Below are 26,524 nucleotides of genomic sequence, written 5' to 3'. Positions count from 1 at the left end.
ACTCAGCGCACAATCCCGCGGCTGGAGACCGCGATAAAGTCCGAAAATGGTTTGACCGCCTCGTGTTCTACCGCGGCCTCGGCAATGACTTTACGCGCCTCTTCCAGGCTCAGACCAGAACGATAGAGCGCACGATACGCGCGCTTGATCGCCATGATGGACTCGGACGAATACCCGCGTCGTTTCAAGCCTTCGCTGTTGATCCCATGCGGGCGCGAGGGATTGCCGGACACCGTCACATACGGCGGCAGATCCTGCAGCAACACGGTGCTGACACCACAGAACGAGTGAGCGCCGACGCGCACAAACTGATGCACGCCGGTAAAGCCGCCAAGAATCGCCCAATCACCGACATGAACATGACCGGCCAGCGTCGCATTGTTGGCAAAAATGGTGTGGTCACCGACCTGACAATCATGGGCAACATGCACGTAGGCCATGATCCAGTTGTCGCTGCCAATGCGCGTCACGCCGACGTCTTGCGAGGTGCCGACATTGAAAGAGCAGTACTCACGGATGGTGTTCCGGTCGCCGATTTCAAGCCGTGTGGGCTCGTCGTCGTACTTCTTGTCCTGCGGGCTTCCACCGATCGAACAGAACTGGAAGATCTCGTTCTCTCGTCCAATACGAGTGTGACCTTCGATGACGACATGCGGGCCGATTCGCGTATCCGCACCGACCTCCACATGGGGACCGATGATGCTGTACGCGCCAACACTGACCCCATCCGCCAGCTTCGCGTCAGGATGAATGATTGCCGTCGAATGGATCATGACTTGGTCTTGAGCGCGCACATCAGGTCGGCCTCGGCGGCGACCAGGCCATCGACCCGGGCGACACCATGGTATTTGTAGATGTTGCGCTTGCTGTTGACGATCTCGACTTCCATCACCAGCTGGTCACCCGGCGTCACCGGCCGCTTGAAGCGGACATTGTCGATGCCGGCAAACAGCACCAGCGAGTTTTCATCGGGCATGACGCCCATGGTCTTGAATGACAACACGGCGGCCGCCTGCGCCATGGCTTCGACGATCAACACGCCGGGCATGACCGGGTGGTTCGGGAAGTGACCGGGGAAAAACGGCTCGTTTATGGTGACATTCTTGATCGCCACCACGCGCTTGCCCTCCTCCAGTTCAATCACCCGGTCCACCAGCAGGAACGGATAGCGGTGTGGTAGATACTTCACAATTTCATTGATATCGAGTGTGGTCACGACGAGGTGTCTCCCTTGTCCAGTCGTTTTTCAAGTTCGCGAATCCGTGCTGCCATAGCGTCGAGATGGCGCAGATGCGAAAACTCTCGCACCCAGTCACCATGCGGTTGCAGGGGCAGATTCGCGGTATAAACGCCGGGTTTTCGAATTGATTTTGTCACGAGCGTGCCGGCAGACACCACCACATCATCGGTAATGTCGAGATGGCCGATGATGCCCGCCTGACCGCCAATCATGCACCGCGCGCCAATGCGAGTGCTGCCTGCAATGCCCACGCAACCCGCGATGGCTGTCATGGCACCGATCTTCACGTTGTGGGCGATCTGGATCTGATTGTCCAGCTTGACGCCGTCGGCGATCACGGTATCGTCCATCGCGCCGCGGTCAATCGTGGTGTTGGCTCCGATTTCAACCTCATTGCCAATGACCACACGACCGCTTTGCGGAATCTTGACCCAGCGGCCGTCTTTCTCACGGGCATAACCGAAACCATCGGCACCAATCACGGCGCCGGAATGAATCCGGCAATCAGAGCCGATTTCGCAGTCCGCATAGATGGTGACATTGGCGTGCAGTCGCGTGCCCTTGCCAATCCGCACGCCGCGACCGACAACCGTCCCGGCGCCGACAAAAACATGCTCGCCCAGCACCACCGATTCTGCGATATGCGCGCCCGCCTCGACACAGGTCGAAGCCGGGATAACACTCTGAACACTGGCAGACGCCGCGACGCCAGGCACCGGTAGCGACTCGGGGTGTAACAGCTGGGCCACACGTGCAAAATAGAGATACGGCGATTCGCAGACGATATACGTCTTGCCAGAGGGTGGCGTCAAACCGCCGCTCACGATAACGGCGGCAGCGGCGGTCGTATCGAGTTGTTTGCGGTACTTCGGATTGGCCAGAAAACTGATGTCTTCCGGCCCGGCGGATTCAAGCGGCGCCAGCGCCCGGATCAGTGTATCGGGCGCGCCCAGCAATTCTCCGCCAAGGCGGCCGACAATCTCATCAATACGCATTGACGCCATGAGCTCACGCTCACTGATTCTCAGCAAGCGCCTTGATCACTTTGTCGGTGATGTCGATGCTTGGGCTGGCGTAGACCGCTTCCTGGAAAATGATGTCGTACTTTTCGGCCTCGGCGATCTTCTTGACCACCTTGTTGGCACGATCGAGCACGGTTGCCAGCTCCTCGTTGCGGCGCTGGTTCAGGTCTTCACGAAACTCGCGCTGACGACGCTGAAAATCACGACTGAGCTCGCCGAACTCACGCTCTTTTTTGCGGCGCTCAGCCTCAGGCATGGTCAGACTGTTCTTCTCCAGGTTGCTCTGCATCGCCTGCAGCTCCTTGGAGATACTTTGCAATTCGCCATCACGCTTGGCGAATTCCTTTTCAAGGCGCTGCTGTGCCTGGACGGCAGGCCCCGCCTCGCGCATGACGCGCTCGGAATTGACGAACCCAATCCGCGCCTGCGCCATGGCAGAACCGGCACCCAGCATCAGGGCTGCAAACACAAAGACTGAAAAACGGGAAACCTTCACGCAAACCTCCGAATCATGACCGGGAGTCCGGGTTAAAACACCGAACCCAACTGGAACTGGAACCGCTGGATCTTGTCGTCTTCTTCCTTCTTGAGCGGGAAGCCTACGCTGAGCTTCAGCGGCCCGATCGGCGAACTCCAGGAGAATCCAAGGCCGGCACTATAGCGCAGCTCGGTGAATTCGAGCTTCTCATCTTGACCCCAGACATTACCGACATCAACGAAAGCCGACAGTCGGAAACTACGATCTCGACCGGTGCCCGGCAAGGGGAAATAGTATTCCGCATTTGCGATCAGGCGTCGATTGCCGCCGACCGAATCGAGGTCGCCATCGGTGTTGAGGATTCTCGGACCGAGCGAGCTTTGCTTGAAGCCACGCACCGATCCGATGCCGCCCGCGTAGAAGTTCTTGAAGAAGGGCAAGGGCTTGCCGCCGTAGCCAACCGCCCAACCTACTTCGCCGTTCAGCATGAAGGCCGAATCCTGACCAATCGGCAGCCAGTACTGATGCTGGTACGACGCTTTGACATAGCGCAGCTCAGCCGGCGGAATGGCGACTTCCATGAAGGCACGCTGATACATACCTTTACGCGGGTAAATCAGGCTGTCACGACCATCGCGCGACCAACTGATAGACCCCAGCAAACTGGTTGCCTCATTCCCGAAGGCGGTCACGAATTCCTTGTATTGCACCGGGCTGTCATCAAACGTGGTCACCTCGGTACGGTCAACCGTCAGGCCAACGTTGATGCGATCGTCTTCGGCGATCGGGAAGCCATACCGAAGACCCAAACCGGTCGATGCGGTCTTGTAGCGCGCCAGATCCAGCGTGTCGGCATCATAGGTGCGGTGATAGACATCGAAACCACGACTGATGCCATCCACTGTGTAATACGGATTGGTATAGGACAGCGAGTAGGTCCGCGTGCTGGCACTGGTGTTGAGTTGCAGATTCAACGCGTTGCCCGAACCAAACAGGTTCTGCTGCGCCACCGCGGCTGACAACACCACGCTGTCCGAACTCGAAAAGCCGACACCCAAGGACAGGTTGCCGGTCTGGCGTTCCTTGACCTTGAAGTTCACATCCACCTGGTCAGTCGTGCCCGGCACCGCCGGCGTCTGCACGGCAACTTCTTCGAAGAAGCCGAGACGATCCAGGCGAACCTTGGATTTGTTGATCTTTTCGCCGTCGTACCAGGCGCCTTCCATCTGGCGCATTTCACGTCGAGCGACTTCGTCGCGCGTGCGATCGTTGCCTTCCACGTTGATGCGGCGAACATAGACCCGCTTGCCCGGATCAACAAAAATCGTGAAGGCGACCTCGTGCTTCTCGCGATCCACTTCCGGGGCTGCGTTCACGTTGGCAAAGGCGTAGCCCTCGTTACCCAGGCGGTCGGTGATGGCCTTGTTGGTGTTGGTCAGCGCTTCGCGCGAAAACACATCGCCCGCCTTGACGGTCACGATGTCTTTGTAAACCTCGTCCGGCAGGATCAGATCGCCCGTCAGGGTCACCGCGGAAACGGAGTACTTCGCCCCTTCGGTAATCGCGATGGTGATGTAAATGTCCTTTTTGTCGGGCGTGATCGATACCTGCGTCGAATCGATGCTGAAATCCAGGTAACCCTGGTTCAGATAGAACGAGCGAAGTGTTTCAAGGTCGCCAGACAGCTTCTGCTTCGAGTACTGGTCGGACTTGGTGTACCAGGTCAGCCAGCCAGGCGTGGTCTGTTCGAAGAGATCAACCAGGTCCTCTTCCTCGAACAAGCTTGCACCAACAATCTTGATCTGGCGGATTTTGGCGACATCGCCTTCTTCCACATCGAAGCGGACCGCCACACGATTGCGCTCCAGTGGCGTGACCGTGGTTTGCACCGTCGCGGCGTATTTGCCGCGCGTCAGATACTGCCGCTTGAGCTCTTGCTCGGCACGCTCAAGCACGGATCGATCGAAAATTCTCGACTCGCCCAAGCCAACGTCTTTCAGACCCTTTTTCAGAGCCTCCTTGTCGAACTCCTTGACGCCGGAGAAATCGATTTGCGCCACTGCGGGGCGTTCGTCGACAACGACAACGAGCACATCGTTTTCAACTTCGATGCGGACATCGTCGAAGAAGCCGGTCGCAAACAGCGCACGGATCGATTCCTTGGCCTGGCCTTCGGAAAAGCGGTCGCCGACTTTGACCGGCAGATAGGTAAACACCGTGCCGGCTTCGGTTCGCTGAATGCCTTCAACGCGAATATCCTTGACGACAAAGGTGTCAAACGCGAACGCGGGTGCGGCCACGTACAGGGCGGCAAGCAGCCCGGAAAGAAGCTTCAGTTTCATTGAGGAATCAGCCAGAAATCAGGCGGTTGATGTCGTTGTAAAAGGCGAAAGCCATGAGCATGACGAGTAAGGCAAAACCGACTTGTTGTCCGATCTCCATCACGCGTTCCGGGACGGGGCCGCCTCGCAGCATTTCGATCACATAATACAGCAAATGCCCACCATCCAGCACCGGGATGGGAAGCAGGTTCAGGACGCCGAGACTGATACTGATCAGCGCCAGAAACTTCAGATAATGGTCGAGTCCCATCTTCGCACTTTGGCCGGCATAGTCCGCGATGGTGACGGGGCCGCTCAGGTTTTTCCAGGACAACTCGCCCGTCACCATACGGCCGATCATGGCCAGGCTGAAGGTACTCATTTCCCAGGTCTGGGCGACCGCTTTGACCAAGCCCTCGATCGGCCCGTGCGAGACAGTCACGAACATCGCTTCGCGCCCTTCGGCCAAGGGCGCCACCATAATGCCCACGCGCCCGACGAGTTTGCCGTCGCGGTCGACAGGCTCGGGTGTCAGTACGCCCTCGCTGCGAGCGCCGTCACGCAACCATTCAAACTGCATCGGCTGCCCCGGGGCGGCACTCACCCGCTCGACCAGATCAGACCAATCCTCAATGCGCTTTTGGTCGATCGCAACAACACGATCCCCCACGCGCAATCCGGCGCGATCGGCCGCACCGCCCGCGACGATATCACCAACCACCGGCGGAATCATCGGCCGGTAGGGGCGAAAGCCGAGTTGCGCCACCGGGTCGTTCTTTGCTTCATCAATCGTGATGCCGTTCAGGGAGAGGCGGCGCGTCACACGCACGCCGTCGGCACTGACAACCACCACGTCAATCGTTGGTTCGTCCAGCACCGCCTTGAGCAGTCGCCAGCGCCAGTCCTGCCAGGAACGGATCGGCACATCGCCGACCTGAATGATCTCGTCGCCGCTTGAGAACCCGGCTTGCGCGGCAACGCTTTCCGGGGAGGTCACTTCGACCCGCGCGCGCAGTTCATCGACGCCGCCGACAAACACCACCCAGTAAAGCAGTACGGCCAGCAACAGATTGGCCAAGGGTCCGGCCGCGACAATCGCGAACCGCCGCCACACACTCTGCTGGGTAAAGGCGCGGGGAAGCTCAGCCGCGGCGACCTCGCCTTCACGCTCATCGAGCATCTTGACGTAGCCTCCGAGCGGAAACAGCGCCAACACCCACTCGGTACCATCCTTGCCGGCGCGCCATTTGAACAATGGGCGGCCAAAGCCGACGGAAAAGCGCAGCACCTTGACGTCGCACCAGCGCGCGACGGAGTAATGCCCCAGTTCATGGATGAGGATCAGCAGCCCCAAACCGACAACGAACGGAATGATGTACTCGAAAATCGACATTACGCAGCCTCCGCCGAGGCCACCCACTCACATGCCAGCGCACGCGCTTCGGCATCGACCGACTCCAGTTCTTCGATACTGCCATCACCGGCACTGGCCAAACGGGCCATGACCGATTCAACGACACGGGCGATCGCCAGATAAGCGAGGCGGCCGGAAAGAAACGCATCGACCGCGGCCTCGTTTGCCGCGTTCATGACGGCCGGCACGCCCCGCCCGGCTCTCAAGGCGGCATAGGCCAGCGGCAAACACGGAAAACGCCGGGGATCCGGCTTCTCGAAATCGAGTTGGCCGATCGCGCACAGATCCAGCGGGCTCACGCCCGCATTGATGCGATCCGGAAATGCCAGCGCATGCGCAATCGGCGTGCGCATGTCTGGATTCCCCAACTGCGCGAGCACCGACCCATCTGCGTATTCAACCATCGAGTGAATGACGCTCTGGCGGTGAACCACCACATCGATCTGCTCTGGCGGCACACCAAAGAGCCAGTGTGCTTCAATGACCTCAAGGCCTTTGTTCATCATGGTGGCGGAGTCCACCGAGATCTTGCGCCCCATGACCCAGTTCGGGTGGGCGCAGGCTTCATCGGGGCTGATCCCCGCGAGCGTGTCGACATGACGGTCACGGAACGGGCCGCCCGAGGCGGTAAGCAGAATCCGCCGCACGCCGGCCGCTGCAGGGTCGCGCCGATAGGTCGGCGGCAGTGCCTGAAAAACGGCATTGTGTTCACTGTCGATGGGGAGCAAGGTCGCCCCGCCCGCCTCCACCGCGGCCATGAACAAGGCACCGGACATCACCAGGGCTTCTTTGTTTGCCAGCAGCACACGCTTGCCCGCTCGCGCAGCGGCCAATGTCGGGCGCAGCCCGGCCGCGCCAACAATGGCGGCCATCACGGCATCAACCTCGGGGTCCTCGGCGATCGCGGCCAGCTGATCAGCACCATGGAGTACTTCGGTGCGCGCGCCATGCTCGGCGATCAAGCCCTGGAGACATGTTGCAGCGGCGGCATCGTCGACGACCGCATACTGCGCTGAAAACTGTGCGCACTGCGCCGCCAAGCGCTCCAGCTGGGTCTTGCCGCTCAGCGCAAAGATCCGATAGCGATCCGGATGGCGCGCCACCACATCAAGTGTGCTGACACCAATCGAACCCGTTGCACCCAGTACGGTCAAGCTTTGCATACGATGCCTACGATGAGTTTCGGATATCGGTGGCTGCTGTCGTGCCGCGTTGGTGCGCCACCTCTAGCGCACGCCCAACCTCGCATCAGACGGAGAGCAGCAATACCGCGCACGCCACCATGGGTAAGGTTGAGGTGAGGCTGTCGATTCGGTCGAGCACACCGCCGTGCCCCGGCAGCAAACCACTGCTGTCCTTGATCCCGGCCTGACGTTTCAACAAGGACTCAAACAGATCACCCACCACACTGACAGCCGTCAGTACGACGAGCGCCAACGCACCTAGGATGATCAGACCGACCGAGAGTTCAAAATCGAATGCGAATACCAGCGCAAGTCCATAGAGCTCGACGCCGACGATCGCGCCATAAACGCCTTCCCAGCTCTTGCCTGGGCTGATGGCGGGGGCGAGTTTTCGACGGCCGAAGGCGCGACCCGAAAAATAAGCGGCGATATCCGCCACCCACACCACGGCCATCGCCGCCAGCAACAACGCAACATTCACCTCGCGCAAAATGATCATCGCGAGCGCCGTCGGCAACACCACAACGAAGCCAAGCACAAACGCGCCCAGACCGCGCCCCAGCGTCCAGCGTCGAAGTAGCCACGGAAAGGCTAAAGTCACCCAGAAAACGATGGATATCAGCAAAAACGGAAGCAGGGCCGGCGCACTGAGCGCGCCAGCCCAAAGATCGGAAATGACCGAAACCAGCACAAGCAATGCGCCGAGACCCGCCCCATAAGCGATGCGTGGCGTTGACGACCAACCGGCCAAACCACCCCATTCCCAGCCGGCCAAGGCGGCAATCACGGCCACAAAAACGATCCAGGCTTGCGTGGAGAACGAGGTCAAAGCGACAGACAGCACCGCCAGCATGACAATGGCGGTCAGAATGCGCGCCTTAAGCACGTGAGCCGCCCTCTGCGCCCTTCTGAGCCGTCTCGTCGAGTTGCTCGCTGGTTCTACCGAAACGACGCTCACGCTGACGGTAGGACGCGAGAGCGGCATCCAACGCCTCGTCGCCGAAATCGGGCCACAAGGCATCGGTAAAGTAGAGTTCGGTGTAGGCAAGCTGCCACAGCAGGAAATTGCTGATGCGCTTTTCGCCGCCGGTGCGAATAAACAGATCGGGCTCCGGCGCGAAAGCCATCGACAGATACGGCTCAAGCGCCTCTTCGGTGATGTCGGCGTTTGGCCCCGCGTCAGCAACCAGTCGGCGAACGCCTTGAAGAATGTCCCAACGCCCGCCGTAGTTGGCGGCAATGGTGAGGTTCAAACGGGTATTGCCCGCCGTCAGCGCTTCGGCGTCGCGAATCATCGCGACCAATTCGTCATCAAAGCGACTGAGATCACCGATCACCCGAAAACGGATTTCGTTCTCGTGGATGCGCTCGATCTCTTTCTTGAGCGAGCGCATGAACAGCTGCATGAGAAACGACACCTCATCCGCAGGCCGCCGCCAGTTCTCGGAACTGAAGGCAAACAGGGTCAGGTGGGTAATATTTCGTTCGATGCAGCTGCGGATGGTGGCGCGCACGGTTTCAACACCGCGCACATGACCCGCCACGCGCGGCAGAAAGCGTTTGCGGGCCCAGCGGCCGTTGCCATCCATGATGATGGCGACATGGCGCGGGCCGTCATCGCGCTCAGGAATGGAGCGCGTTGAACTCGCGAATTTGGATGTTGCCATCCGGAACGGGTGATCCAGGCTCGAGCGGCGCTAAGGCCAGGCTCAAACCTGCATCATGTCCTGTTCTTTTTGCACCAGGAGTGCGTCAACCTCGGCAATGTACTTGTCGGTCAGCTTCTGAATTTCGTCTTGACCCCGACGGTCTTCATCTTCCGAAATCAGCTTGTCCTTCAGCGCGTCTTTCATCGAACTGTTGGCATCGCGACGAAGGTTGCGGATCGCCACCTTGGCGGCCTCGCCTTCCTGCTTGACCACCTTGATCAGATCACGACGACGCTCTTCGGTGAGCATCGGCATCGGCACGCGAATCAATTCGCCGACCGATGCGGGGTTCAAACCCAGATCGGAATCGCGAATGGCCTTCTCGACCTTGCCCACCATGTTCTTTTCCCATGGCTGAACACCGATGGTGCGGGCGTCGACCAAGGTCACGTTGGCGACCTGATTCACCGGCACCATGCTGCCGTAGTAATCGACCATGATGTGGTCGAGCAAACCGGTGTGCGCGCGACCCGTACGGATTTTTCCGAGATCGTTGTTCAGCGCTTCCACCGACTTCTTCATTTTCTTTTCAGCAGTGGATTTCAATTCAGAGATCATGTCGAAGTCCTCAGCAGTAAACCAGGGTGCCTTCATCTTCGCCCATCACGACGCGTTTGAGCGCACCGGGCTTGAAGATACTGAACACATTGAGCGGCAGCTTTTGATCGCGGCAAAGCGCAAAAGCCGTGGCGTCCATCACCTGCAGATTGCGGCTGATGGCTTCGTCGAAGCTGATCCGGCTAAAGCGCTCGGCATTCGGATCACGTTTCGGATCGGCAGTATAAATACCGTCCACCTTGGTGGCCTTGAGCACGATCTGCGCACCGATTTCGGCGCCGCGCAGTGCCGCTGCGGTATCTGTCGTGAAAAACGGGTTGCCGGTACCGGCGCCAAAAATGACCACACGGCCATTTTCGAGGTAGCGGATCGCCTTGCCACGGATATAGGGCTCGACGACCTGCTCGATATTCAATGCTGACTGCACGCGCGCCACCACACCGGCGGCGCGCATGGCATCAGCCAGCGCCATGGCATTCATGACCGTTGCCAGCATCCCCATGTAATCGGCGGTTGCCCGATCCATGCCTGATGCTGCGCCCGCCATGCCACGGAAGATATTGCCTCCGCCGATGACCACCCCCACCTGCACACCCATTCGGGCAACTTCAGCCACTTCGCCGACAATCCGGGAGACCACATCGGGGTTGATGCCATAGGCATCATCACCCATCAGGGCTTCGCCAGAAAGTTTCAGCAGGATGCGCTGATACGCGGGGGTTGTCATGCAGCAGTTCTCCAGCGATTACTTCTTGGCAGCGGCCGCAGCAGCCTGAGCTGCCACTTCGGCAGCGAAGTCATCGACCTTTTTCTCGATGCCTTCACCGACGATGAACAGCACAAAGCTGCCAACCGATGCGTTCTTCGACTTCAGCAGCGCCTCGACGGTCAGCTTGTCGTTCTTGACGAACGGCTGACCGAGCAGCGTCACTTCCTTGAGGAACTTCTGCACCGTGCCTTCAACCATCTTGGCGACGATGTCGGCCGGCTTGCCCGACTCGGCCGCCTTTTCGGTTGCGATGCGACGCTCGGTTTCGATCAGCTCGGCAGACACCTGGTCGCTCGACAGCGCCTTCGGCTTGCCTGCGGCAATGTGCATCGCCAGATCGCGACCCAGCTCTTCGTCACCGCCGATTACGTCGATCAGCACGCCAATCTTCGAGCCACCGTGAATGTAGCTGGACACGGCGCCTTCGGTCTGAATGCGGGCGAAACGACGGATCGACATGTTTTCGCCGACCTTGCCCACCAGCGCGGCACGAACGGCTTCCACCGTCTGGCCACCGATTTCCAGTGCCGACAATGCAGCCACATCGGCCGGGTTCTGCTTGGCCACCATCTCGGCCAGGCTGGCGCCCAGCGCGAGAAAGTCGTCGTTTTTGGCAACGAAGTCGGTTTCGCAGTTCAGCTCAACCATGGCTGCCAGCTTTCCGTCTTCCGAAATCCAGGTCGCCACGATGCCTTCCGCGGTGACGCGGCTGGCTGCCTTGCTGGCCTTGTTGCCCAACTTAATGCGCAGGATTTCTTCTGCCTTGGCCAGGTCGCCCTCGGCTTCGGTCAGTGCCTTCTTGCACTCCATCATCGGCGCGTCAGTCTTCTCGCGAAGCTCTTTCACCATGCCTGCGGTAATTGCCGCCATGCTTACTCCTGAATTCTTTAGTTGATCAGTGGGGGTGCGAGACTCAGCCTTGGGCTTCGTCGGCAGCGCCGTCTTCCACTTCCACTTCGACAAATTCGTCACCACCAGCGGCCACGATTTCCTGCATTGCCTGGCTGCGGCCTTCGATCACTGCATCAGCAGCGCCGCGGGCGAACAGACGAATGGCACGGCTGGAGTCATCGTTACCCGGGATCACGAAATCGACACCTTCGGGCGAGTGGTTGGTATCAACCACAGCCACGATTGGAATACCCAGCTTGCGGGTCTCGGTGATGGCAATCTTGTGATAGCCAACGTCGACAACGAAGATAGCGTCCGGCAGACCGCCCATATCCTTGATGCCGCCGATACTCTTGCGCAGCTTCTCGATTTCGCGGGTGGTCATCAGCGCTTCTTTCTTGGACAGACGCTCGATGGAACCATCTTCCACCATTGCTTCCATGTCCTTCAGGCGCTTGATCGACTGACGCACGGTCTTGAAGTTGGTCAGCATGCCGCCGAGCCAGCGCTCATCAACATAAGGCATACCGGCACGCTGAGCTTCTTCGGCGATAATCTCGCGCGCCTGACGCTTGGTGCTGACAAACAGAACGGTGCCCTTGTTGGCCGACAGCTTGCGAATGAAGTCCATCGCTTCGCGGTACTTGACCATCGTCTTTTCGAGGTTGACGATGTGAATCTTGTTGCGATGGCCGAAGATGTACGGGGCCATGCGGGGGTTCCAGAAACGGGTCTGGTGACCGAAGTGAACGCCTGCTTCAAGCATCTGGCGCATCGTAACGTTAGACATTGTGCTGCTCCTAAAGGGTTAAACCTCCGCCCGGACGCAACCTCTCGGTCGCTACTGCCCGCCATGCGGACAGACCCTTTCCGGTGTAAAACCGGGCGTGTGGATTTGTCTTGCAAGATCACCACGATCAAGCAAGCTCGCTAGTATAGCAGTGCAACATGACAGCGCTCAAGCGCATCCACATGCTGTTTTTGGCGCAAGATTGCTGGCGGCCCCGCCATGCGATAGCCTTTCGCCTTTACTGACCCCAGCACGGCCATATAAGCATGACCATCGACATCAAGAATTCAGAAGACATCCAGCACATGCGCGTCGCCGGCCGATTGGCCGCAGAGGTGCTCGACTTCATCACCCCCCACGTCAAACCCGGCGTGACCACGGACGAACTCGACAAGCTGTGCCACGACTACATTGTCGACGTGCAGCAGGCCATTCCGGCACCGCTGAATTACGCGCCATCGGGCTACACCCCCTATCCCAAGTCGATCTGCACCTCGATCAACCATCAGGTGTGCCATGGCGTGCCGGGTGACAAGGCCTTAAAAAAAGGCGACATCGTCAATATCGACATCACCGTCATCAAGAACGGCTACCACGGCGACACCAGTCGGATGTTCGAGGTCGGCGCCGGCGTTTCCATCCTGGCCAAACGGCTTTGTCAGGTCACCTACGAGTGCATGTGGCTGGGCATTGCGATGGTCAAACCGGGTGCGCGTTTGGGTGACATTGGCGCTGCGATTCAGAAATATGCTGAAGAAAACGGCTTTTCGGTGGTGCGCGAATTCTGCGGCCACGGCATTGGCAAGAAATTTCACGAAGATCCGCAGGTGCTGCACTACGGGCGCCCTGGCACCGGCATGGAACTGAAGGCCGGCATGACCTTCACCATCGAGCCGATGATCAACGCCGGCAAGGCCGCGATCTCTGAGTTGCCCGACGGCTGGACCATCGTCACCAAAGACCGCAGCCTGTCGGCGCAGTGGGAGCACACCATTCTGGTGACCGAAACCGGCGTCGAGGTGCTGACCGTATCCGACGGCACGCCCGCCCGCCCCGCTCTGGTCGATTCGCTGCTGCCATGAGCGCACGCCCCGTCGTCGCTCCGACGCGCGCCGCGATCAACGCGGTTCGCGACACCATCCGTGACGGCGAAAAAAAGCTCGCGGACAATTACCTTGAGCGCCCGCTGACCGGCTCCTACCTGAAGGGCCGCACGAGCCTGGTCGACGGGGCGATCAAATCGCTCTGGCGAAGCTTCGGCCTGCCCGCCGACATCGCGCTGATCGCGACCGGCGGCTACGGGCGGGGCGAACTGCACCCCTACTCTGATATCGACCTGCTCATCCTGCTGCCGGACACCGTCTCGACCGAAAGCGAATCCCGGCTCACCGGCTTTGTCGGTGCGCTTTGGGACATCGGCCTGCATATCGGTCACAGCGTTCGCACCGTTGAAGAGTGCGTTGAAGCCGCGCGCAATGACGTCACCATTCAGACCAATCTGCTTGAAAAAAGACTCTTGGCCGGCCCGCGCGCTCGCTTCGAACAACTAGACAAGCAACTGTTTTCCGAGCTCGACGCCGCCACGTTTTTTGCCGCCAAGCAACGTGAGCAAGAGCAACGCTACGCACGCTACCAGGACAGTCCCTATGCGCTCGAGCCCAATTGCAAGGAAAGCCCCGGTGGCCTGCGCGACCTGCAGGTGCTCGGCTGGGTGGCGCGAGCGGCGGGGCTGGGTAAAAGCTGGCGAGATCTGGCCCGTCGGCGGCTGATCACGGCCGACGAAGCCAATGATCTGCGCTCGGCCGAGCGTTTTTTGCAGCATGTGCGCATCCGTCTGCACCTGCTCGCCGGCCGGGCCGAAGACCGGCTGCTGTTTGATCATCAAGAGAACCTCGCCAAGGCCTTTGACATCAAGCCCACCGCAGGCAAGCGCGCTGCCGAAGTGCTGATGCAGCGCTACTACCTGTCGGCCAAGAAGGTCACGCAACTCAACACCCTGCTCTCGCTGAACTATCGAGACGAGTTCTTTGAGCACGACCGGGCCGCACCAATTTTCATCGACGAGCAGTTTCAGAGCGTGCGCGACCTGCTCGACATCCGGCAAGACGACCTCTTTGAACACACGCCGGGCGCCATGTTCGACGCGTTCGCGCTGCTGCAACAACGCTCGGAACTCACCGGCATGACCGCGCGTACCCTGCGCGCGCTCTGGATCAACCGGCGGCGCATCAACGCCCGCTTCCGTGCCGACCCCGACAACCGTGCCCGCTTCATTTCGCTGCTCAAGGCCCGGCGCGGCATCGTGCACACTTTCCGGCGAATGAATCAGTACGGCATCCTGAGCAACTACCTGCCGCCCTGGCGCAAGATTTCCTGCCAGATGCAGCACGACCTGTTTCATGTGTATACCGTCGATCAGCACACCATGATGGTGTTGCGCAATCTGCGCCGCTTCACGATGGGCGAGCATGCGCATGAATACCCGCTCATGACCCGGCTGATGCTGAGCTACCCGGACCACTGGCTGCTCTATGTTGCTTCGCTGTTCCACGATATCGCCAAAGGGCGTGGCGGCGACCACTCCAAACTCGGCATGGTCGATGCCCGCAACTTTTGCGAGCAACACAGCCTGGCGCCAGCGGATACGACACTCGTGGAGTGGCTGGTCGAAAACCATCTTGTGATGTCGCATGTGGCGCAAAAGGAAGACATCACCGACCCGGATGTGGTCGAACGCTTTGCCGAGCGCGTCGGCACCGAAGAGCGGCTCGTTGCGCTCTATCTGCTCACCCACGCAGACATTCGTGGCACCAGCCCGAAGGTCTGGAATGGCTGGAAGGCGCGACTGCTCGAAGACCTCTTCCATGCCACCCAACGCCTGTTGCGTGGCGCCTCGGCCGTCGAAGCACTGGGTCTGGACGAGCGCCAGCAAGACGCCGCGCGCATTCTGCGTTACTTCGGCCTGCGCCCCGGTACGGAAGACGCGCTCTGGGCCAAGCTGGATTCGGTGTATTTCATGCGCCACTCAGCCGATGAAATCGCCTGGCATACGCGCCATCTCTACCACCGCCCGGACAGCCCGGCACCGGTGGTCAAGGCGCGCCTGAGCGAAGGCGGCGAAAGTCTGCAGGTCATGATTTATACCCATGACCAGCGCGATCTGTTCAAACGCCTGTGTGGTTTCTTCGGCAAGCTCAGCTACACCATTCTTGATGCCAAGGTGCACACCACGCGGCACAACTTCGCGCTCGACAGCTTTGTGCTGCAAAACCCCGGCGGCAATTCGCACTACCGCGAGCATATTGCACTGATCGAACACGAGCTGATCACGCGTCTCACCACCGACGCGCCGATCGATCGCCCCACCGACACCCGGCTCTCACGCAAGGTGCGGCATTTCCCGGTGGCGCCAGCCGTCAAGCTGCGCCCCGACGACAGCGCCAAGCATTACATCCTGACGCTGACCGCGGCCGACCGGCCGGGATTGCTGTTCGACATCGCGGAAACCCTCGCCTTCCACGAAGTCTCGGTGCTGGCGGCCAAGATCTCCACACTGGGCGAACGGGTTGAAGACACCTTTTTGGTCACCGGGCGCGGGCTGTCGAATGACGCCCACGCCTTGAAAGTCGAGCGCGACCTGGCAGACAAGCTGAGGATCTAGCCCTCAACCGGTCGCCAATCAGGCATCCTCGACGCACAAGCTGTCGAGGATGCAACGCACTCGCAGCATCGCCTCGTGCAACACCACCTCGATACTGTCGAAGCTGATGCCCTGCTCGCTCGATGCGCGACCCGCAGCAAAGTTCGCCACCACGTTGATCGCGGCATAAGGCAATTCCAGTTCCCGCGCCAGCACGGCCTCGGGCATGCCCGTCATGCCGACCAGATCGGCGCCATCGCGCTCGAAACGATTGATCTCGGCCGCCGTCTCCAGACGTGGGCCCTGTGTGGTGGCATAGACGCCCCCATCGTGCACCGCCTGCCCCGCTGCCGCCGCGGCACGCAGCAAGCGCTGACGCAGCACCTGATCATACGGATGCGTGAAATCGACGTGATGAACCGGCTGGTCCAGCGCATCGAAATAGGTACTCTTGCGGCCCCAGGTGTAATCAATGATCTGGTCCGGCACGACCAGCACGCCTGGCCCGAAGTCTTCGCGAATGCCGCCAACCGAGGCGACCGAGATCACCCCCAGCGCGCCAACATGCTTCAAGGCCCAGAGATTGGCGCGATAGTTCACCAGATGCGGCGGAATCGTGTGGCCGTAGCCGTGACGCGCCAGAAACACCACCGCCTGATCACACACCCGACCAAACGTCAGCGCACCCGAGGGCTCACCATAGGGCGTACGCACCACTTCGCGACGGGTAATTTCAAGAGACGCCAATTGCGTCAAACCGCTTCCGCCAATGATGGCCAGCATCCAGGGAACTCCTGCAGCACATGAAAATGGGCGCCGATTTTACCACGCAGCCACTGAACAACTCGTGCACACCTTCTGACGGAAGCATGCTGCGACGCGACAGGCCATGGTAGAATCCGCCCCTTTTCAAACACTTCCGGCGCTTTTCATGTCCCGCTCCATTCGTAACATTGCCATCATCGCCCACGTTGACCACGGCAAAACCACCCTGGTCGACCAACTTCTGCGCCAATCCGGCACGTTCGCAGCCCACCAGGCCCTGTCCGAGCGGGTGATGGACAGCAACGATCTCGAGAAAGAGCGCGGCATCACGATTCTGTCGAAGAACTGCGCCATTCAGTACGGCGACACCCACATCAACATCGTTGACACCCCGGGACACGCCGACTTCGGCGGCGAAGTCGAGCGCGTGCTGTCGATGGTCGACGGCGTGCTGCTGCTGGTCGATGCGGTCGAAGGCCCGATGCCGCAGACCCGCTTCGTGACCCGCAAGGCGCTGGCCATGGGCCTCAAGCCGATCGTGGTGGTCAACAAGATCGACCGCCCGGGTTCGCGTCCGGACTGGGTGATCAACCACACCTTCGACCTGTTCGACAAGCTCGGCGCAACCGAAGAGCAGCTCGACTTCCCGGTGGTTTTCGCGTCCGCCCTCAACGGCTACGCCATGCTGGACGCCGACAAGCCCGGCACCGACATGAAGCCGCTGTTCGAAGCGATTCTCGAGCATGTGGATCAACCGGACGTGGATCCCGATGCGCCGCTGCAGATCCAGATCTGTTCGCTCGATTACTCCACCTACATCGGCCAGCTCGGCATCGGCCGTGTGCGCCGTGGCCGCATCATGCCGAACCAGGAAGTGATCGTCATGTACGGCGACGAGAACCGTGGCAAAGCCAAGGTTGGCCAGGTGCTGACCTTCAAGGGCCTCGACCGCAGCTCCGCCGAATCCGCCGAAGCCGGCGACATCATTCTGGTGTCGGGTATCGAACAGGTGAACATCGGCGTCACGCTGTGTGCGCCCGAAGCGCTTGCCCCGATGCCCCCGATCGCTGTCGATGAGCCGACGCTGACCATGAACTTCCTGGTCAACACCTCACCGCTGGCCGGCCGCGAAGGCAAGTTCGTGACCAGCCGCCAGATCCGCGAGCGCCTGGAAAAAGAACTCCTCAAGAACGTCGCCCTGCGCGTGAATTTCACCGAAGACTCCGAAGTGTTCGAAGTGTCCGGCCGTGGCGAACTGCACCTGACCATCCTGCTCGAGAACATGCGTCGCGAAGGCTACGAGATGGCCGTTGGCCGTCCGCGCGTGGTGTTCCGTGAGATCGACGGCCAGAAGTGCGAGCCGTACGAAATGCTGACTGTCGACGTGGAAGAAGATCACCAGGGCGGCGTCATGGAAGAACTCGGTCGTCGTCGCGGCGAGTTGCAGGACATGCAGCCGGACGGCAAAGGCCGTGTGCGCCTTGAGTACCGCATTCCCGCCCGCGGCCTGATCGGCTTCCAGGGCGAATTCCTGACCATGACCCGCGGTACCGGCCTGGCCAGCCACGTGTTCGACGACTACGGCCCGATCGCTGGCGCCATGGCCGAACGCCGCAACGGCGTGCTGATCTCGCAGAACGACGGCGCCGCCGTCGCCTACGCCTTGTGGAACCTGCAAGACCGCGGCCGGATGTTCGTCAGCCCGGGCGACGCGCTGTACGAAGGCATGGTCATCGGCATCCACACCCGCGACAACGACCTCGTGGTCAACCCGATCAAGGGCAAGCAGCTGACCAACGTGCGCGCCTCGGGTACCGACGAGGCCGTGCGCCTGGTGCCGCCGATCAAGCTGACCCTGGAGTCGGCGATCGAATTCATCTCCGATGACGAACTGGTCGAGATCACGCCGAAATCGATTCGTCTGCGCAAGCGCTACCTCAAGGAACACGAGCGCAAGCGTGCCGGCAAGTCGGGCGACTAAGCCTAACGCAACAAAGACAAACGGCGCCCGCGGGCGCCGTTTGTCTTTGGGCTGAACCCTTTTACTTCGCGTCTTCCAGAGCCGGCTCGCCCCGCGTCGCAAGGAATTCCGCAAACCCGGCGCCGACTTCGGCATGCCGAAGACCGAACTCCACGGTCGCCTTCAGATAGCCCAGCTTGGAGCCGCAGTCATAGCGCACGCCGTCGTACTGATGCGCCAGCACCGCCTCTTCCTTGAGTAGCGAAGCGATTGCATCGGTGAGCTGCAACTCACCGCCCGCACCCGGCGTGACGTTGCGCAGGTGATCAAAGATGCGGGGAGTCAAAATGTAGCGCCCGACTACCGCCTGCGTCGTCGGTGCATCGGCGGGGTTGGGCTTTTCAATGATGCCGGTCATGCGCTGCACCGGGCCGTCCTGGCGCTCGGTGCTGACAATGCCGTACTGGCGAGTGGCTTCACGCGGCACATTCATGGTGCCGAGCACCGAGCAGCGGTGATAGTTGTACACCGAGGCCATCTGCTTGAGCACCGGGTCGCCGCCGGGGTTGTCGAGCAAGTCGTCGGCCAGAATCACGGCGAAGGGCTCGTCGCCAATCACCGGCGCCGCGCACAGCACGGCATGGCCCAGACCCAGGGCTTCGGGCTGGCGGATGTAGATGCAATTGACATGCGACGGCACGGTGTTGCGCACCAGTTCGAGCATGTCCTTTTTGCCACGGGCTTCGAGCTCGGTTTCCAGTTCGTAGGCCTTGTCGAAGTGATCCTCAATGGCCCGCTTGGTCCGGCCGGTGATGAAGATCAGATCCGTCACGCCGGCGGCAACAGCCTCCTCCACCGCGTACTGAATCAAGGGCTTGTCGACGATCGGCAGCATTTCCTTGGGGCTGGCCTTGGTCGCCGGCAAAAAGCGGGTGCCCATGCCGGCGACCGGAAACACGGCCTTGGTAACAATCTTCATGTTGATGACTCCGTAAGCAAATTCGTTTCGTCGCCGCCCAGCAAGGCATGCAGGGCCGCTTCGTCAAGCACGGTCACGCCCAGCGACTCGGCCTTGGTCAGCTTGCTGCCAGCCGCTTCGCCAGCGACGAGATAATCAGTTTTCTTCGAGACCGAGCCCGCCACCTTGCCGCCAGCGGCTTCGATCAAGGCGCGTGCTTCATCGCGTGACAAGGAGGGTAAGGTACCAGTGATGACGAGCGTTTTACCGGCCAGCGGCCCGTTGGTGGTCAAGGCCGGCGCATGTTCCTGCCAGTGAATGCCCGCGGCACGCAGTTGGGCGATCACTTCGCAATTATGCGGTTCAGTTATAAATTCCACGATGCACTTTGCCACGATCGGCCCGACATCCGGTACCGCTTCGAGCGCTGCTGCATCGGCCGCGAGCAGCGCGTCGAGCCCGCCAAAATGGCGCGCCAGATCACGCGCGGTCGACTCGCCCACGTTCCGAATGCCCAACGCGTAGATAAAGCGCTGCAGCGTCGTCTCGCGGCTCGCGTCGATCGCGGCCACCACATTGGCGGCGGACTTCTGCGCCATGCGCGCCAGGCCGGCCAGCGTGTCGACGGTGAGCGAAAACAGATCGGCCGGGGTCTTGACCAGCCCCTGCTCCACCAGCTGTTCGATCAGCTTGTCGCCCAGGCCTTCGATATCCAGGGCTTTACGACTCGCAAAGTGGATGATCGCCTGCGTCCGTTGTGCTGCACAGAACAGCCCGCCGGAACAACGTGCGACCGCCTCGTCTTCACCGCGCACCGCGTGCGAGCCACACACCGGGCACACCGTCGGCATCTCGAATTCACGTTCGGAACCATCACGGTGCGCCACGACAGGCCCGACAACTTCCGGGATCACATCGCCGGCACGACGCACGATCACCTGATCGCCAATGCGCACATCCTTGCGGCGGATCTCGTCTTCATTGTGCAAGGTCGCGTTGGTGACCGTGACCCCACCGACAAAGACCGGGGCCAGCCGCGCCACTGGAGTCAGCGCGCCGGTACGACCGACCTGGATTTCAATGCCCAGCAGACGCGTCATTTCTTCCTGCGCGGGATACTTGTGTGCCACCGCCCAGCGCGGCTCGCGACTGACGAAACCGAGCTCACGCTGCAGGCTGCGGTCATCCACTTTGTAGACCACGCCGTCGATGTCGTAGGGCAAGGCATCGCGCATCGCTTCGATTCTGGCGTGAAACGCGATCAGCCCCTCTGGCCCGTCAGACACACAGCGGTGGCTGCACACCGGAAAGCCAAAATCCGCCAGCGCATCGAGCAGGCCGCTTTGCGTTGCGGGTTCAGTCCAGGCTTGGGTTTCGCCCAGACCGTAGGCAAAAAACGATAGCGGCCGCCGCGCGCTGACCGCCGGGTCAAGCTGGCGCACTGCGCCGGCGGCGGTGTTGCGCGGATTGACGAAGGTTTTCTCGCCCCGCTCGCGCTGCGTCGCGTTCAGGCGCTCGAAATCGTCGCGGCGCATGTAGATCTCACCGCGCACCTCCAGCACGGCCGGCGCGTCGCCGTGCAAACGCAGGGGAATCTGGCCGATCGTGCGCACCGTATGCGTGACATCCTCGCCCGTCTGGCCGTCGCCGCGCGTGGCGGCCCGAACCAGAACGCCGTGCTCGTAGCGCAGGTTGATCGCCAGCCCGTCGAATTTCAGCTCGGCTGAATAACGCACCGCGGGGTCGCTCTCGTCCAACCCAAGACCGCGCCGCACGCGGGCATCGAAAGATAAGGCGCCCTGGGCGCTCTTGTCGGTCTCGGTGTTGATCGACAGCATCGGCACCGCATGGGCGACCGCCACCAACTCGGGCAAGGGCGCGCCACCCACCCGCTGGGTCGGCGAATCGGCGGTGCGAAGCTCGGGGTAGTCATGCTCCAAGGCCTGGAGTTCTTCAAACAGGCGGTCGTACTCGGCGTCCGGCACGGTGGGCGCATCGAGCACGTAATAGGCGTGGCTATGGCGTGACAACTCCACGCGCAGCGTTTCGGCGCGCTGCGCCGCTGACTCGGGGACAGCCATGGGGCTCAGGCAGCGAACAGGCGCATGGCCAGCGCGCTACCGGCGGGCAGGCCGTACTCGTTCATCTGCGCCTGGAAGTGCTGAATCTGACCACGGATGACTTTGGCCGCATCGGGCCCAAACGGACTGCGATTGTCGTCAACCAGGTCGGCATCCAGCGCATCGGCGAGCTGACGGGCGACCAGCATCATACGGTCGAACACCTGCGCGCCATGGGCCACACGCGGCACATCGACAATCAGCGTCAGACCATGGGTTTGCAGCTCGCGCATGCCGTCGGCGGTGAGCAGCTTGGGTTCGAGGTTGCCGAGCACAAACAGGCTGTTGCCCTCGTCGTCTTCGGAATGGAACAAGCCGTCGCCGCGCAGCACCATGCCTTGCGCTTCCACCAGACCGCGCAGCTTGGTGCCGGCAAAGGCCGCGCCGCGGCTCACCAGATTGATACCGATCTGCACATCGACGCTGGCACAGAAACGGTCCAGCTCTTCGGCACGACCGAGCGCCTCGGCACGCGCCAGGGGCGAGGCCGGGATGGCCATGAACTGATCCGCGAGACGCTGGACGCCGTCCACAAAACGGGTGAAGTCCGAGTCATTGATCGGGCCGCGCCGATCGACCATCTGCATGGCGGAGCAGAACCAGTGATGCGCCTCGGCGCTGCTGCGATCGAGGCTGATCCACTTATTGCTGTTTTCATCAAAGGCAAACCAGCCCACCGGCTTCGACAAGCCATCGAGCTCCACCTGCTGCGCCTGCCAGACGCGGCTGGCGACCAGCGGCTCGATCGACTCGATGCGCAGCACGCAATCGACGCGTTCGTCCACATCGGCCGGCACCTCGGGGGCTTTTCGCCCGGCTTCTGCCGATGGCGTCGGCCGCGACTGTGCCACCGGTGCGCTGATGGGCTCCCGCGGCAGTTCATCGTCGGGCACCGCGTCGGCGGTCTCGTCGGATCGATCGATCGACAGGCTGGGCTCAAACAGCACATCCCGGTGTTCCGAGCGGAACGCCTTTTCGTGATGTTTTTGCGCCTTGCGCTCCTGCCATTTGTTATAGGCGAGAACGCCGACCACGGCGGCCACGCCGGCTCCGATCAAACCCAGTTGCAACTCACTGATTGCCATGTTTTCCTTGCTCTTTGCTCACGCGGGGGCGGCATCCGCCATCCGCAATGCTTCTTCCATGTCGACTTCGACAATACGCGATACGCCCTGCTCCTGCATCGTCACCCCCACCAGCTGCTGGGCGATCTCCATCGTGATCTTGTTGTGACTGATGAACAGGAACTGGGTCTGTGATGCCATTCGCTTGACCATCTCGCAGAAGCGTCCAGTGTTGGTATCGTCCAATGGCGCGTCCACCTCGTCAAGCATGCAAAACGGTGCCGGATTGAGCTGGAACAGCGAAAACACCAGCGCAATCGCGGTCAAGGCCTTTTCTCCACCCGACAGAAGGTGGATTGATGCGTTCTTTTTGCCCGGTGGCTGGGCCACGATCTGGATGCCCGCGTCGAGAATCTCGTCCCCTGTGAGCACCAGCCGCGCCTGACCGCCTCCGAACAGCTGCGGAAACAGCGTCGAAAACTGGGCACTGACCGTATCGTACGTGACCTGAAGCTGCTCGCGGGTTTCGCGATCAATACGGCGAATCGCGTCTTCGAGTGTGGCGATCGCTTCGGTCAGGTCGGCGTGCTGTGCATCCAGATAGCCCTTGCGCTCGCTGGCCGTTTTCAGCTCGTCGAGCGCGGCGAGGTTGACCGCGCCGAGCGCATCAATCTGACGCGCCAGACTGGCGACGTCTCGTTGCAAGGCGGTTTCGCGCACATCGGCCAGCAGCGGCGTCAGCAGCGCCTCATCGGCCTCGACTTCATCCAGGCGACTCTGATGCTGAGCTTGTGCCAATTCGGCGGCCTGACGCGCCAGGCGCAACTCGGCGACCTGATCGCGTAGCGGTGCGGCCGCCTGCTCGACGCGCAGACGATCTTCTTCCAATGCCTTGAGTTGGGCGGCGGCCTCAGCGAGTTGATCGCGCCGCGCGCTCAGTGCCGTTTCGCGCGAGGCGCGCTGTTCGAGCGCGGCCTGCAATGCCGCTTCGCCGGCCAGTGGATCGGTCGCGTCATGCTCGGCCGCACGGGCCGCACGTTCTTGAGCGATGCGCGCCAATTGCTCGGCTGCCAGCGCAAGGTTGCGCGCGATGTCGTCGAGCTTGCCGCCGCACTCGCGCTGCGAAAACCCGGCTTCGCTCATGTCACGCGCCAGACTCTGCAGCTGGTTCTGCGCTTCGCGATAGGCCGCTTCGCGGTCAGCGCGCACCGTGTTGGCATGTTCGAGGCGCTCACGCAGCACCTCGACCAGCGCCTCGCAACGTGACAACTCGCTGCCGGCAACGCTCAGGTGCTCCTGCTCGACCGCCAGCGCACGCTGGATTTCAGACAGATCGCCAGCAATACGCGCCTGCTGCTCTTCGGCCCGCTGGCGCGCCTGGGTCTGCTTGAGCAGTGCCACCTGGGCTTGATGCACCGCGCCTTGGCGATCCTGCTGCTGACGACGCAAGTCGGTCGCACGTGCCTGCGTCAGCGCAAAGAGACGATCGGCCTCGGTCACGGCCGCTTGCGCAGTCTCGTGACCGGTCGCCAGGGTATCGAGCAAGGCATCGAGTTCGTGAATTTCACGTTCGCGCTCGATCACGCCATGCGTGCGCGCATCGGCCACGTAGTGGATGAAGCAGTCCCGCGTCAGGCATTGGCCGTCGGGCGCGACCAGCACCTGCCCGGGCGCCAGCGTGTCGCGTCGATCCGCCCATCCGGCCAGATCATCCACGGCATACACGCCCGCCAGCCAGTGCGCGAGGGTGCCGTGCAGTGACGCATCGCAGCGCAAATGCGCGATCAGCGGGGTTGCCCCGGCCAAGGGCGCCGCATCGTCGTGCGGCGTGGTCGATGCGCGCATGACCGCCAGCGTGGTGGGTGGCGGTTCGGCACGCCAGGCGGACAGATCGGCCAGGGCCGACTCCGGCAGCGCAGCCAGGCGCTCTCGCAACACCGCCTCGACGGCGCTCTCCCAGCCCGCGGCCACTTCCAGCTGTTGCCACAGCGCGGTCGCGCCTTCGAGGCCACGGCGGCGCAGCCAGTCACCCAGCGCGCCCTGCTGCTTTACCTTGCGCTGGAGTTGAACCAGCGCTTCGTGACGCGCTTGTGCGGTGGTGAGGCGGCGCTGAATCTCGCGCTCTTCATCGGCTGCGCGCTTAAGCGCCGCCTGTTGTGCCGGCATCGCCGCTTGCAGCGTTTCGTTTTCTTCGATGAGTTGATGCAGGGCTTCTTCGGCGGCCGCCAGTTGCATCTCGCAGCGCGCCACCTCGGTCTCGGGCGGTGCAGCGATCTGTCCTTCTTCGGCGCTGAGCCGTGCCTGACGCACCTGCAGCGCGTCGAGCGCGCGTCGGGCGCTGGCGCTGCGGGTTTCTTCGACACGGGCTTGCTGTTCGGTCTGCGCCAGCTCGCGACGCGCCGCCGCGGCCGTGGCCTCAGCGGTCCGAAAATGCGACTCGGCCTCGGGCACACGATCGCCCGCCGCCTCGTGGCGTGCTTCGGCCTGCGCCAGACGCAGATCGGCCGCCTCGAGCAAGGCCTGCCATCGGGCCTGTTCTTCGATCAATTGCGCCTGGCGCGTCGCCCAATGCGTGTGTTCGCCGTCGAGCTGTTCAAGCCGTGCCGCCAGTCGGCGACGATTGTCGGCCAGATGCTGACGCTCGCCTTCGAGCCGACTGACTTCGGCCGACGCGTTGAAGAAGTCGTTCTGCGCGACCTGCACCGCCTCGCTTGCGCCTTGATGCACCCCGCGCGCGGTGTCGATGGCCGCAGTCAGCTCGCCGAGCCGGGTGCTGTCGGACTCCATCTGACGGCTGACGCCTTCGAGCGCCTGAACGACGCGCTCGCTTTCGGCACGCGCTTCGTTGCGTTTGAGTAGCCACAGCAGCTGTTGCTTCTGGGCATGATCGTGATGCATCCGGCGATAGCGCTCGGCGATCTCGGCCTGGCCTTCGAGTCGGGTGATGCGATCGCCGAGTTCGAGGCAGATGTCGTCGAGGCGCAGCAGGTTTTCACCCGCGTCCGAAAGACGGCCTTCAGTCTCGCGTCGGCGCTCACGGTATTTGGTGACGCCCGCGGCCTCTTCGAGAAAGCCGCGCACCTCTTCGGGGCGCGCCTCGATGATGCGCGAGATCATGCCCTGCTCGATGATGGCGTAGGCACGCGGGCCCAGGCCGGTGCCGAGGAACAGATCGACCACGTCCTTGCGGCGCACCAGCATGTTATTGATGTAGTAGGACGAATCGCCGCTGCGATCGAGCACCCGCCTGACCGCGATCTCGGCATATTGCGACCACTGCCCGGCGGCCTTGCCATCGGCGTTGTCGAAGACCAGTTCAACGCTCGCGCGCGAGACCGCCTTGCGGGTGGTCGAGCCGTTGAAGATCACGTCCTGCATCGAGGCGCCGCGCAGCGCGGACGCGCGCGTCTCGCCGAGCACCCAGCGCACGGCGTCGATAATGTTGGATTTGCCGCAACCGTTGGGGCCGACCACGCCGACGAGCTGTCCGGGGGACAACACCGTGGTCGGATCGACAAAGGTTTTGAAGCCGGCAAGTTTGAGGCGGGACAGTCTCACGGCGGTTCGATCTGGCGGACAATGCGCGGCCGGTTGAGCGCAAGTGCGCGGCGCGGTAGATAAGCGGGCTATGATAGCATCTT

21 protein-coding genes are annotated in these 26,524 nt (G+C 61.6%); 3 read left to right on the top strand and 18 right to left on the bottom strand.

The genetic code is table 11. The features are described from left to right. Positions 1-2: 2 nt before the first annotated feature. From lpxA to rpsB, 13 genes are all read right to left on the bottom strand, one after another. Complete coding sequence (gene lpxA, locus FHP89_RS09475; protein ID WP_144173557.1) at positions 3-773, bottom strand: acyl-ACP--UDP-N-acetylglucosamine O-acyltransferase; 771 nt, start codon at positions 771-773, stop codon at positions 3-5. Further along, a complete protein-coding gene (fabZ, locus tag FHP89_RS09470) occupies positions 770-1,216 on the bottom strand; it encodes a 3-hydroxyacyl-ACP dehydratase FabZ (protein WP_144173555.1) in 447 nt (148 codons plus the stop codon). Before fabZ ends, lpxA begins: the two co-directional genes overlap by 4 nt. Continuing rightward, positions 1,213-2,235, bottom strand: a complete 1,023-nt coding sequence (lpxD, locus tag FHP89_RS09465) for a UDP-3-O-(3-hydroxymyristoyl)glucosamine N-acyltransferase (RefSeq protein WP_391525577.1) — start codon at positions 2,233-2,235, stop codon at positions 1,213-1,215. The genes fabZ and lpxD overlap by 4 nt, the downstream gene beginning before the upstream one ends. A gap of 19 nt (positions 2,236-2,254) precedes the next feature. Continuing rightward, positions 2,255-2,758, bottom strand: coding sequence for an OmpH family outer membrane protein (locus FHP89_RS09460; RefSeq protein WP_144173550.1), 504 nt, complete (start codon positions 2,756-2,758; stop codon positions 2,255-2,257). 32 nt (positions 2,759-2,790) lie between these two features. After that, a complete protein-coding gene (bamA, locus tag FHP89_RS09455; protein ID WP_144173548.1) occupies positions 2,791-5,082 on the bottom strand; it encodes an outer membrane protein assembly factor BamA in 2,292 nt (763 codons plus the stop codon). A 7-nt stretch (positions 5,083-5,089) separates the two neighbouring features. Next, positions 5,090-6,454 (bottom strand): RIP metalloprotease RseP, encoded by a 1,365-nt coding sequence (gene rseP, locus FHP89_RS09450; protein ID WP_144173802.1) that lies wholly within the window; start codon positions 6,452-6,454, stop codon positions 5,090-5,092. After that, a complete protein-coding gene (gene ispC, locus FHP89_RS09445; protein ID WP_144173546.1) occupies positions 6,454-7,638 on the bottom strand; it encodes a 1-deoxy-D-xylulose-5-phosphate reductoisomerase in 1,185 nt (394 codons plus the stop codon). The genes rseP and ispC overlap by 1 nt, the downstream gene beginning before the upstream one ends. Positions 7,639-7,723: 85 nt before the next feature. After that, a complete protein-coding gene (locus FHP89_RS09440) occupies positions 7,724-8,545 on the bottom strand; it encodes a phosphatidate cytidylyltransferase (RefSeq protein ID WP_144173800.1) in 822 nt (273 codons plus the stop codon). Beyond that, entirely contained in the window at positions 8,538-9,326 is a 789-nt protein-coding gene (gene uppS, locus FHP89_RS09435; RefSeq protein WP_144173544.1) for a polyprenyl diphosphate synthase, read from the bottom strand. Before uppS ends, FHP89_RS09440 begins: the two co-directional genes overlap by 8 nt. A 42-nt stretch (positions 9,327-9,368) precedes the next feature. Further along, positions 9,369-9,926 (bottom strand): ribosome recycling factor, encoded by a 558-nt coding sequence (gene frr, locus FHP89_RS09430; RefSeq protein ID WP_144173542.1) that lies wholly within the window; start codon positions 9,924-9,926, stop codon positions 9,369-9,371. Positions 9,927-9,936: 10 nt separating this feature from the next. After that, on the bottom strand, positions 9,937-10,653 hold the full coding sequence (gene pyrH, locus FHP89_RS09425; RefSeq protein WP_144173540.1) for a UMP kinase: 717 nt from the start codon (positions 10,651-10,653) through the stop codon (positions 9,937-9,939). Positions 10,654-10,671: 18 nt separating this feature from the next. Continuing rightward, positions 10,672-11,565, bottom strand: coding sequence for a translation elongation factor Ts (tsf, locus tag FHP89_RS09420; RefSeq protein ID WP_144173538.1), 894 nt, complete (start codon positions 11,563-11,565; stop codon positions 10,672-10,674). Between the two features lie 43 nt (positions 11,566-11,608). Next, positions 11,609-12,376 carry a 30S ribosomal protein S2 gene (gene rpsB / locus FHP89_RS09415; RefSeq protein WP_144173536.1) on the bottom strand — a complete coding sequence of 256 codons (768 nt, stop codon included), beginning with the start codon at positions 12,374-12,376 and terminating at the stop codon, positions 11,609-11,611. Between the two features lie 266 nt (positions 12,377-12,642). On the opposite strand from rpsB, the gene map reads away from it, so the two are divergent. Both map and FHP89_RS09405 read left to right on the top strand, forming a co-directional pair. Continuing rightward, positions 12,643-13,458 (top strand): type I methionyl aminopeptidase, encoded by an 816-nt coding sequence (gene map / locus FHP89_RS09410; protein WP_144173534.1) that lies wholly within the window; start codon positions 12,643-12,645, stop codon positions 13,456-13,458. After that, positions 13,455-16,037, top strand: a complete 2,583-nt coding sequence (locus FHP89_RS09405) for a [protein-PII] uridylyltransferase (RefSeq protein WP_144173532.1) — start codon at positions 13,455-13,457, stop codon at positions 16,035-16,037. The genes map and FHP89_RS09405 overlap by 4 nt, the downstream gene beginning before the upstream one ends. 18 nt (positions 16,038-16,055) lie before the next feature. Here FHP89_RS09405 and FHP89_RS09400 read toward each other — a convergent pair whose 3' ends face one another. Beyond that, complete coding sequence (locus tag FHP89_RS09400; RefSeq protein ID WP_144173530.1) at positions 16,056-16,799, bottom strand: S-methyl-5'-thioinosine phosphorylase; 744 nt, start codon at positions 16,797-16,799, stop codon at positions 16,056-16,058. 148 nt (positions 16,800-16,947) lie between these two features. Between FHP89_RS09400 and typA the strand changes: the two genes are divergently transcribed. Next, positions 16,948-18,762: a translational GTPase TypA gene (gene typA, locus FHP89_RS09395; protein ID WP_144173527.1), complete on the top strand. Its 1,815-nt coding sequence runs from the start codon at positions 16,948-16,950 to the stop codon at positions 18,760-18,762. Between the two features lie 61 nt (positions 18,763-18,823). Here typA and galU read toward each other — a convergent pair whose 3' ends face one another. From galU to smc, 4 genes are read right to left on the bottom strand one after another with little or no spacing between them, the layout of a single operon-like run. Next, the gene (gene galU / locus FHP89_RS09390) at positions 18,824-19,720 is read right to left on the bottom strand and encodes a UTP--glucose-1-phosphate uridylyltransferase GalU (protein ID WP_144173525.1); all 897 of its coding nucleotides are present in this window, start codon (positions 19,718-19,720) and stop codon (positions 18,824-18,826) included. After that, positions 19,717-21,780 (bottom strand): NAD-dependent DNA ligase LigA, encoded by a 2,064-nt coding sequence (gene ligA, locus FHP89_RS09385; RefSeq protein WP_144173523.1) that lies wholly within the window; start codon positions 21,778-21,780, stop codon positions 19,717-19,719. Before ligA ends, galU begins: the two co-directional genes overlap by 4 nt. A gap of 5 nt (positions 21,781-21,785) precedes the next feature. Then, entirely contained in the window at positions 21,786-22,904 is a 1,119-nt protein-coding gene (locus tag FHP89_RS09380) for a cell division protein ZipA C-terminal FtsZ-binding domain-containing protein (RefSeq protein ID WP_144173521.1), read from the bottom strand. Positions 22,905-22,922: 18 nt separating this feature from the next. Then, the gene (gene smc / locus FHP89_RS09375; protein ID WP_144173519.1) at positions 22,923-26,441 is read right to left on the bottom strand and encodes a chromosome segregation protein SMC; all 3,519 of its coding nucleotides are present in this window, start codon (positions 26,439-26,441) and stop codon (positions 22,923-22,925) included. Positions 26,442-26,524: the final 83 nt, after the last annotated feature.

The organism is Denitromonas ohlonensis (assembly GCF_007625205.1).
In the GTDB taxonomy this organism is placed as follows: domain Bacteria; phylum Pseudomonadota; class Gammaproteobacteria; order Burkholderiales; family Rhodocyclaceae; genus Nitrogeniibacter; species Nitrogeniibacter ohlonensis.
This window is presented reverse-complemented; position numbering and strand designations above follow the sequence as displayed.

Bases quoted from the DNA above. Each gene is read 5' to 3' on its own strand.
- lpxA (WP_144173557.1), bottom strand. From the start codon at position 773: ATGATCCATTCGACGGCAATCATTCATCCTGACGCGAAGCTGGCGGAT.
- lpxD (WP_391525577.1), bottom strand. From the start codon at position 2,235: ATGCGTATTGATGAGATTGTCGGCCGCCTTGGCGGAGAATTGCTGGGC.
- bamA (WP_144173548.1), bottom strand. From the start codon at position 5,082: ATGAAACTGAAGCTTCTTTCCGGGCTGCTTGCCGCCCTGTACGTGGCC.
- rseP (WP_144173802.1), bottom strand. From the start codon at position 6,454: ATGTCGATTTTCGAGTACATCATTCCGTTCGTTGTCGGTTTGGGGCTG.
- ispC (WP_144173546.1), bottom strand. From the start codon at position 7,638: ATGCAAAGCTTGACCGTACTGGGTGCAACGGGTTCGATTGGTGTCAGC.
- uppS (WP_144173544.1), bottom strand. From the start codon at position 9,326: ATGGCAACATCCAAATTCGCGAGTTCAACGCGCTCCATTCCTGAGCGC.
- frr (WP_144173542.1), bottom strand. From the start codon at position 9,926: ATGATCTCTGAATTGAAATCCACTGCTGAAAAGAAAATGAAGAAGTCG.
- pyrH (WP_144173540.1), bottom strand. From the start codon at position 10,653: ATGACAACCCCCGCGTATCAGCGCATCCTGCTGAAACTTTCTGGCGAA.
- tsf (WP_144173538.1), bottom strand. From the start codon at position 11,565: ATGGCGGCAATTACCGCAGGCATGGTGAAAGAGCTTCGCGAGAAGACT.
- rpsB (WP_144173536.1), bottom strand. From the start codon at position 12,376: ATGTCTAACGTTACGATGCGCCAGATGCTTGAAGCAGGCGTTCACTTC.
- map (WP_144173534.1), top strand. From the start codon at position 12,643: ATGACCATCGACATCAAGAATTCAGAAGACATCCAGCACATGCGCGTC.
- FHP89_RS09405 (WP_144173532.1), top strand. From the start codon at position 13,455: ATGAGCGCACGCCCCGTCGTCGCTCCGACGCGCGCCGCGATCAACGCG.
- FHP89_RS09400 (WP_144173530.1), bottom strand. From the start codon at position 16,799: ATGCTGGCCATCATTGGCGGAAGCGGTTTGACGCAATTGGCGTCTCTT.
- typA (WP_144173527.1), top strand. From the start codon at position 16,948: ATGTCCCGCTCCATTCGTAACATTGCCATCATCGCCCACGTTGACCAC.
- galU (WP_144173525.1), bottom strand. From the start codon at position 19,720: ATGAAGATTGTTACCAAGGCCGTGTTTCCGGTCGCCGGCATGGGCACC.
- ligA (WP_144173523.1), bottom strand. From the start codon at position 21,780: ATGGCTGTCCCCGAGTCAGCGGCGCAGCGCGCCGAAACGCTGCGCGTG.
- FHP89_RS09380 (WP_144173521.1), bottom strand. From the start codon at position 22,904: ATGGCAATCAGTGAGTTGCAACTGGGTTTGATCGGAGCCGGCGTGGCC.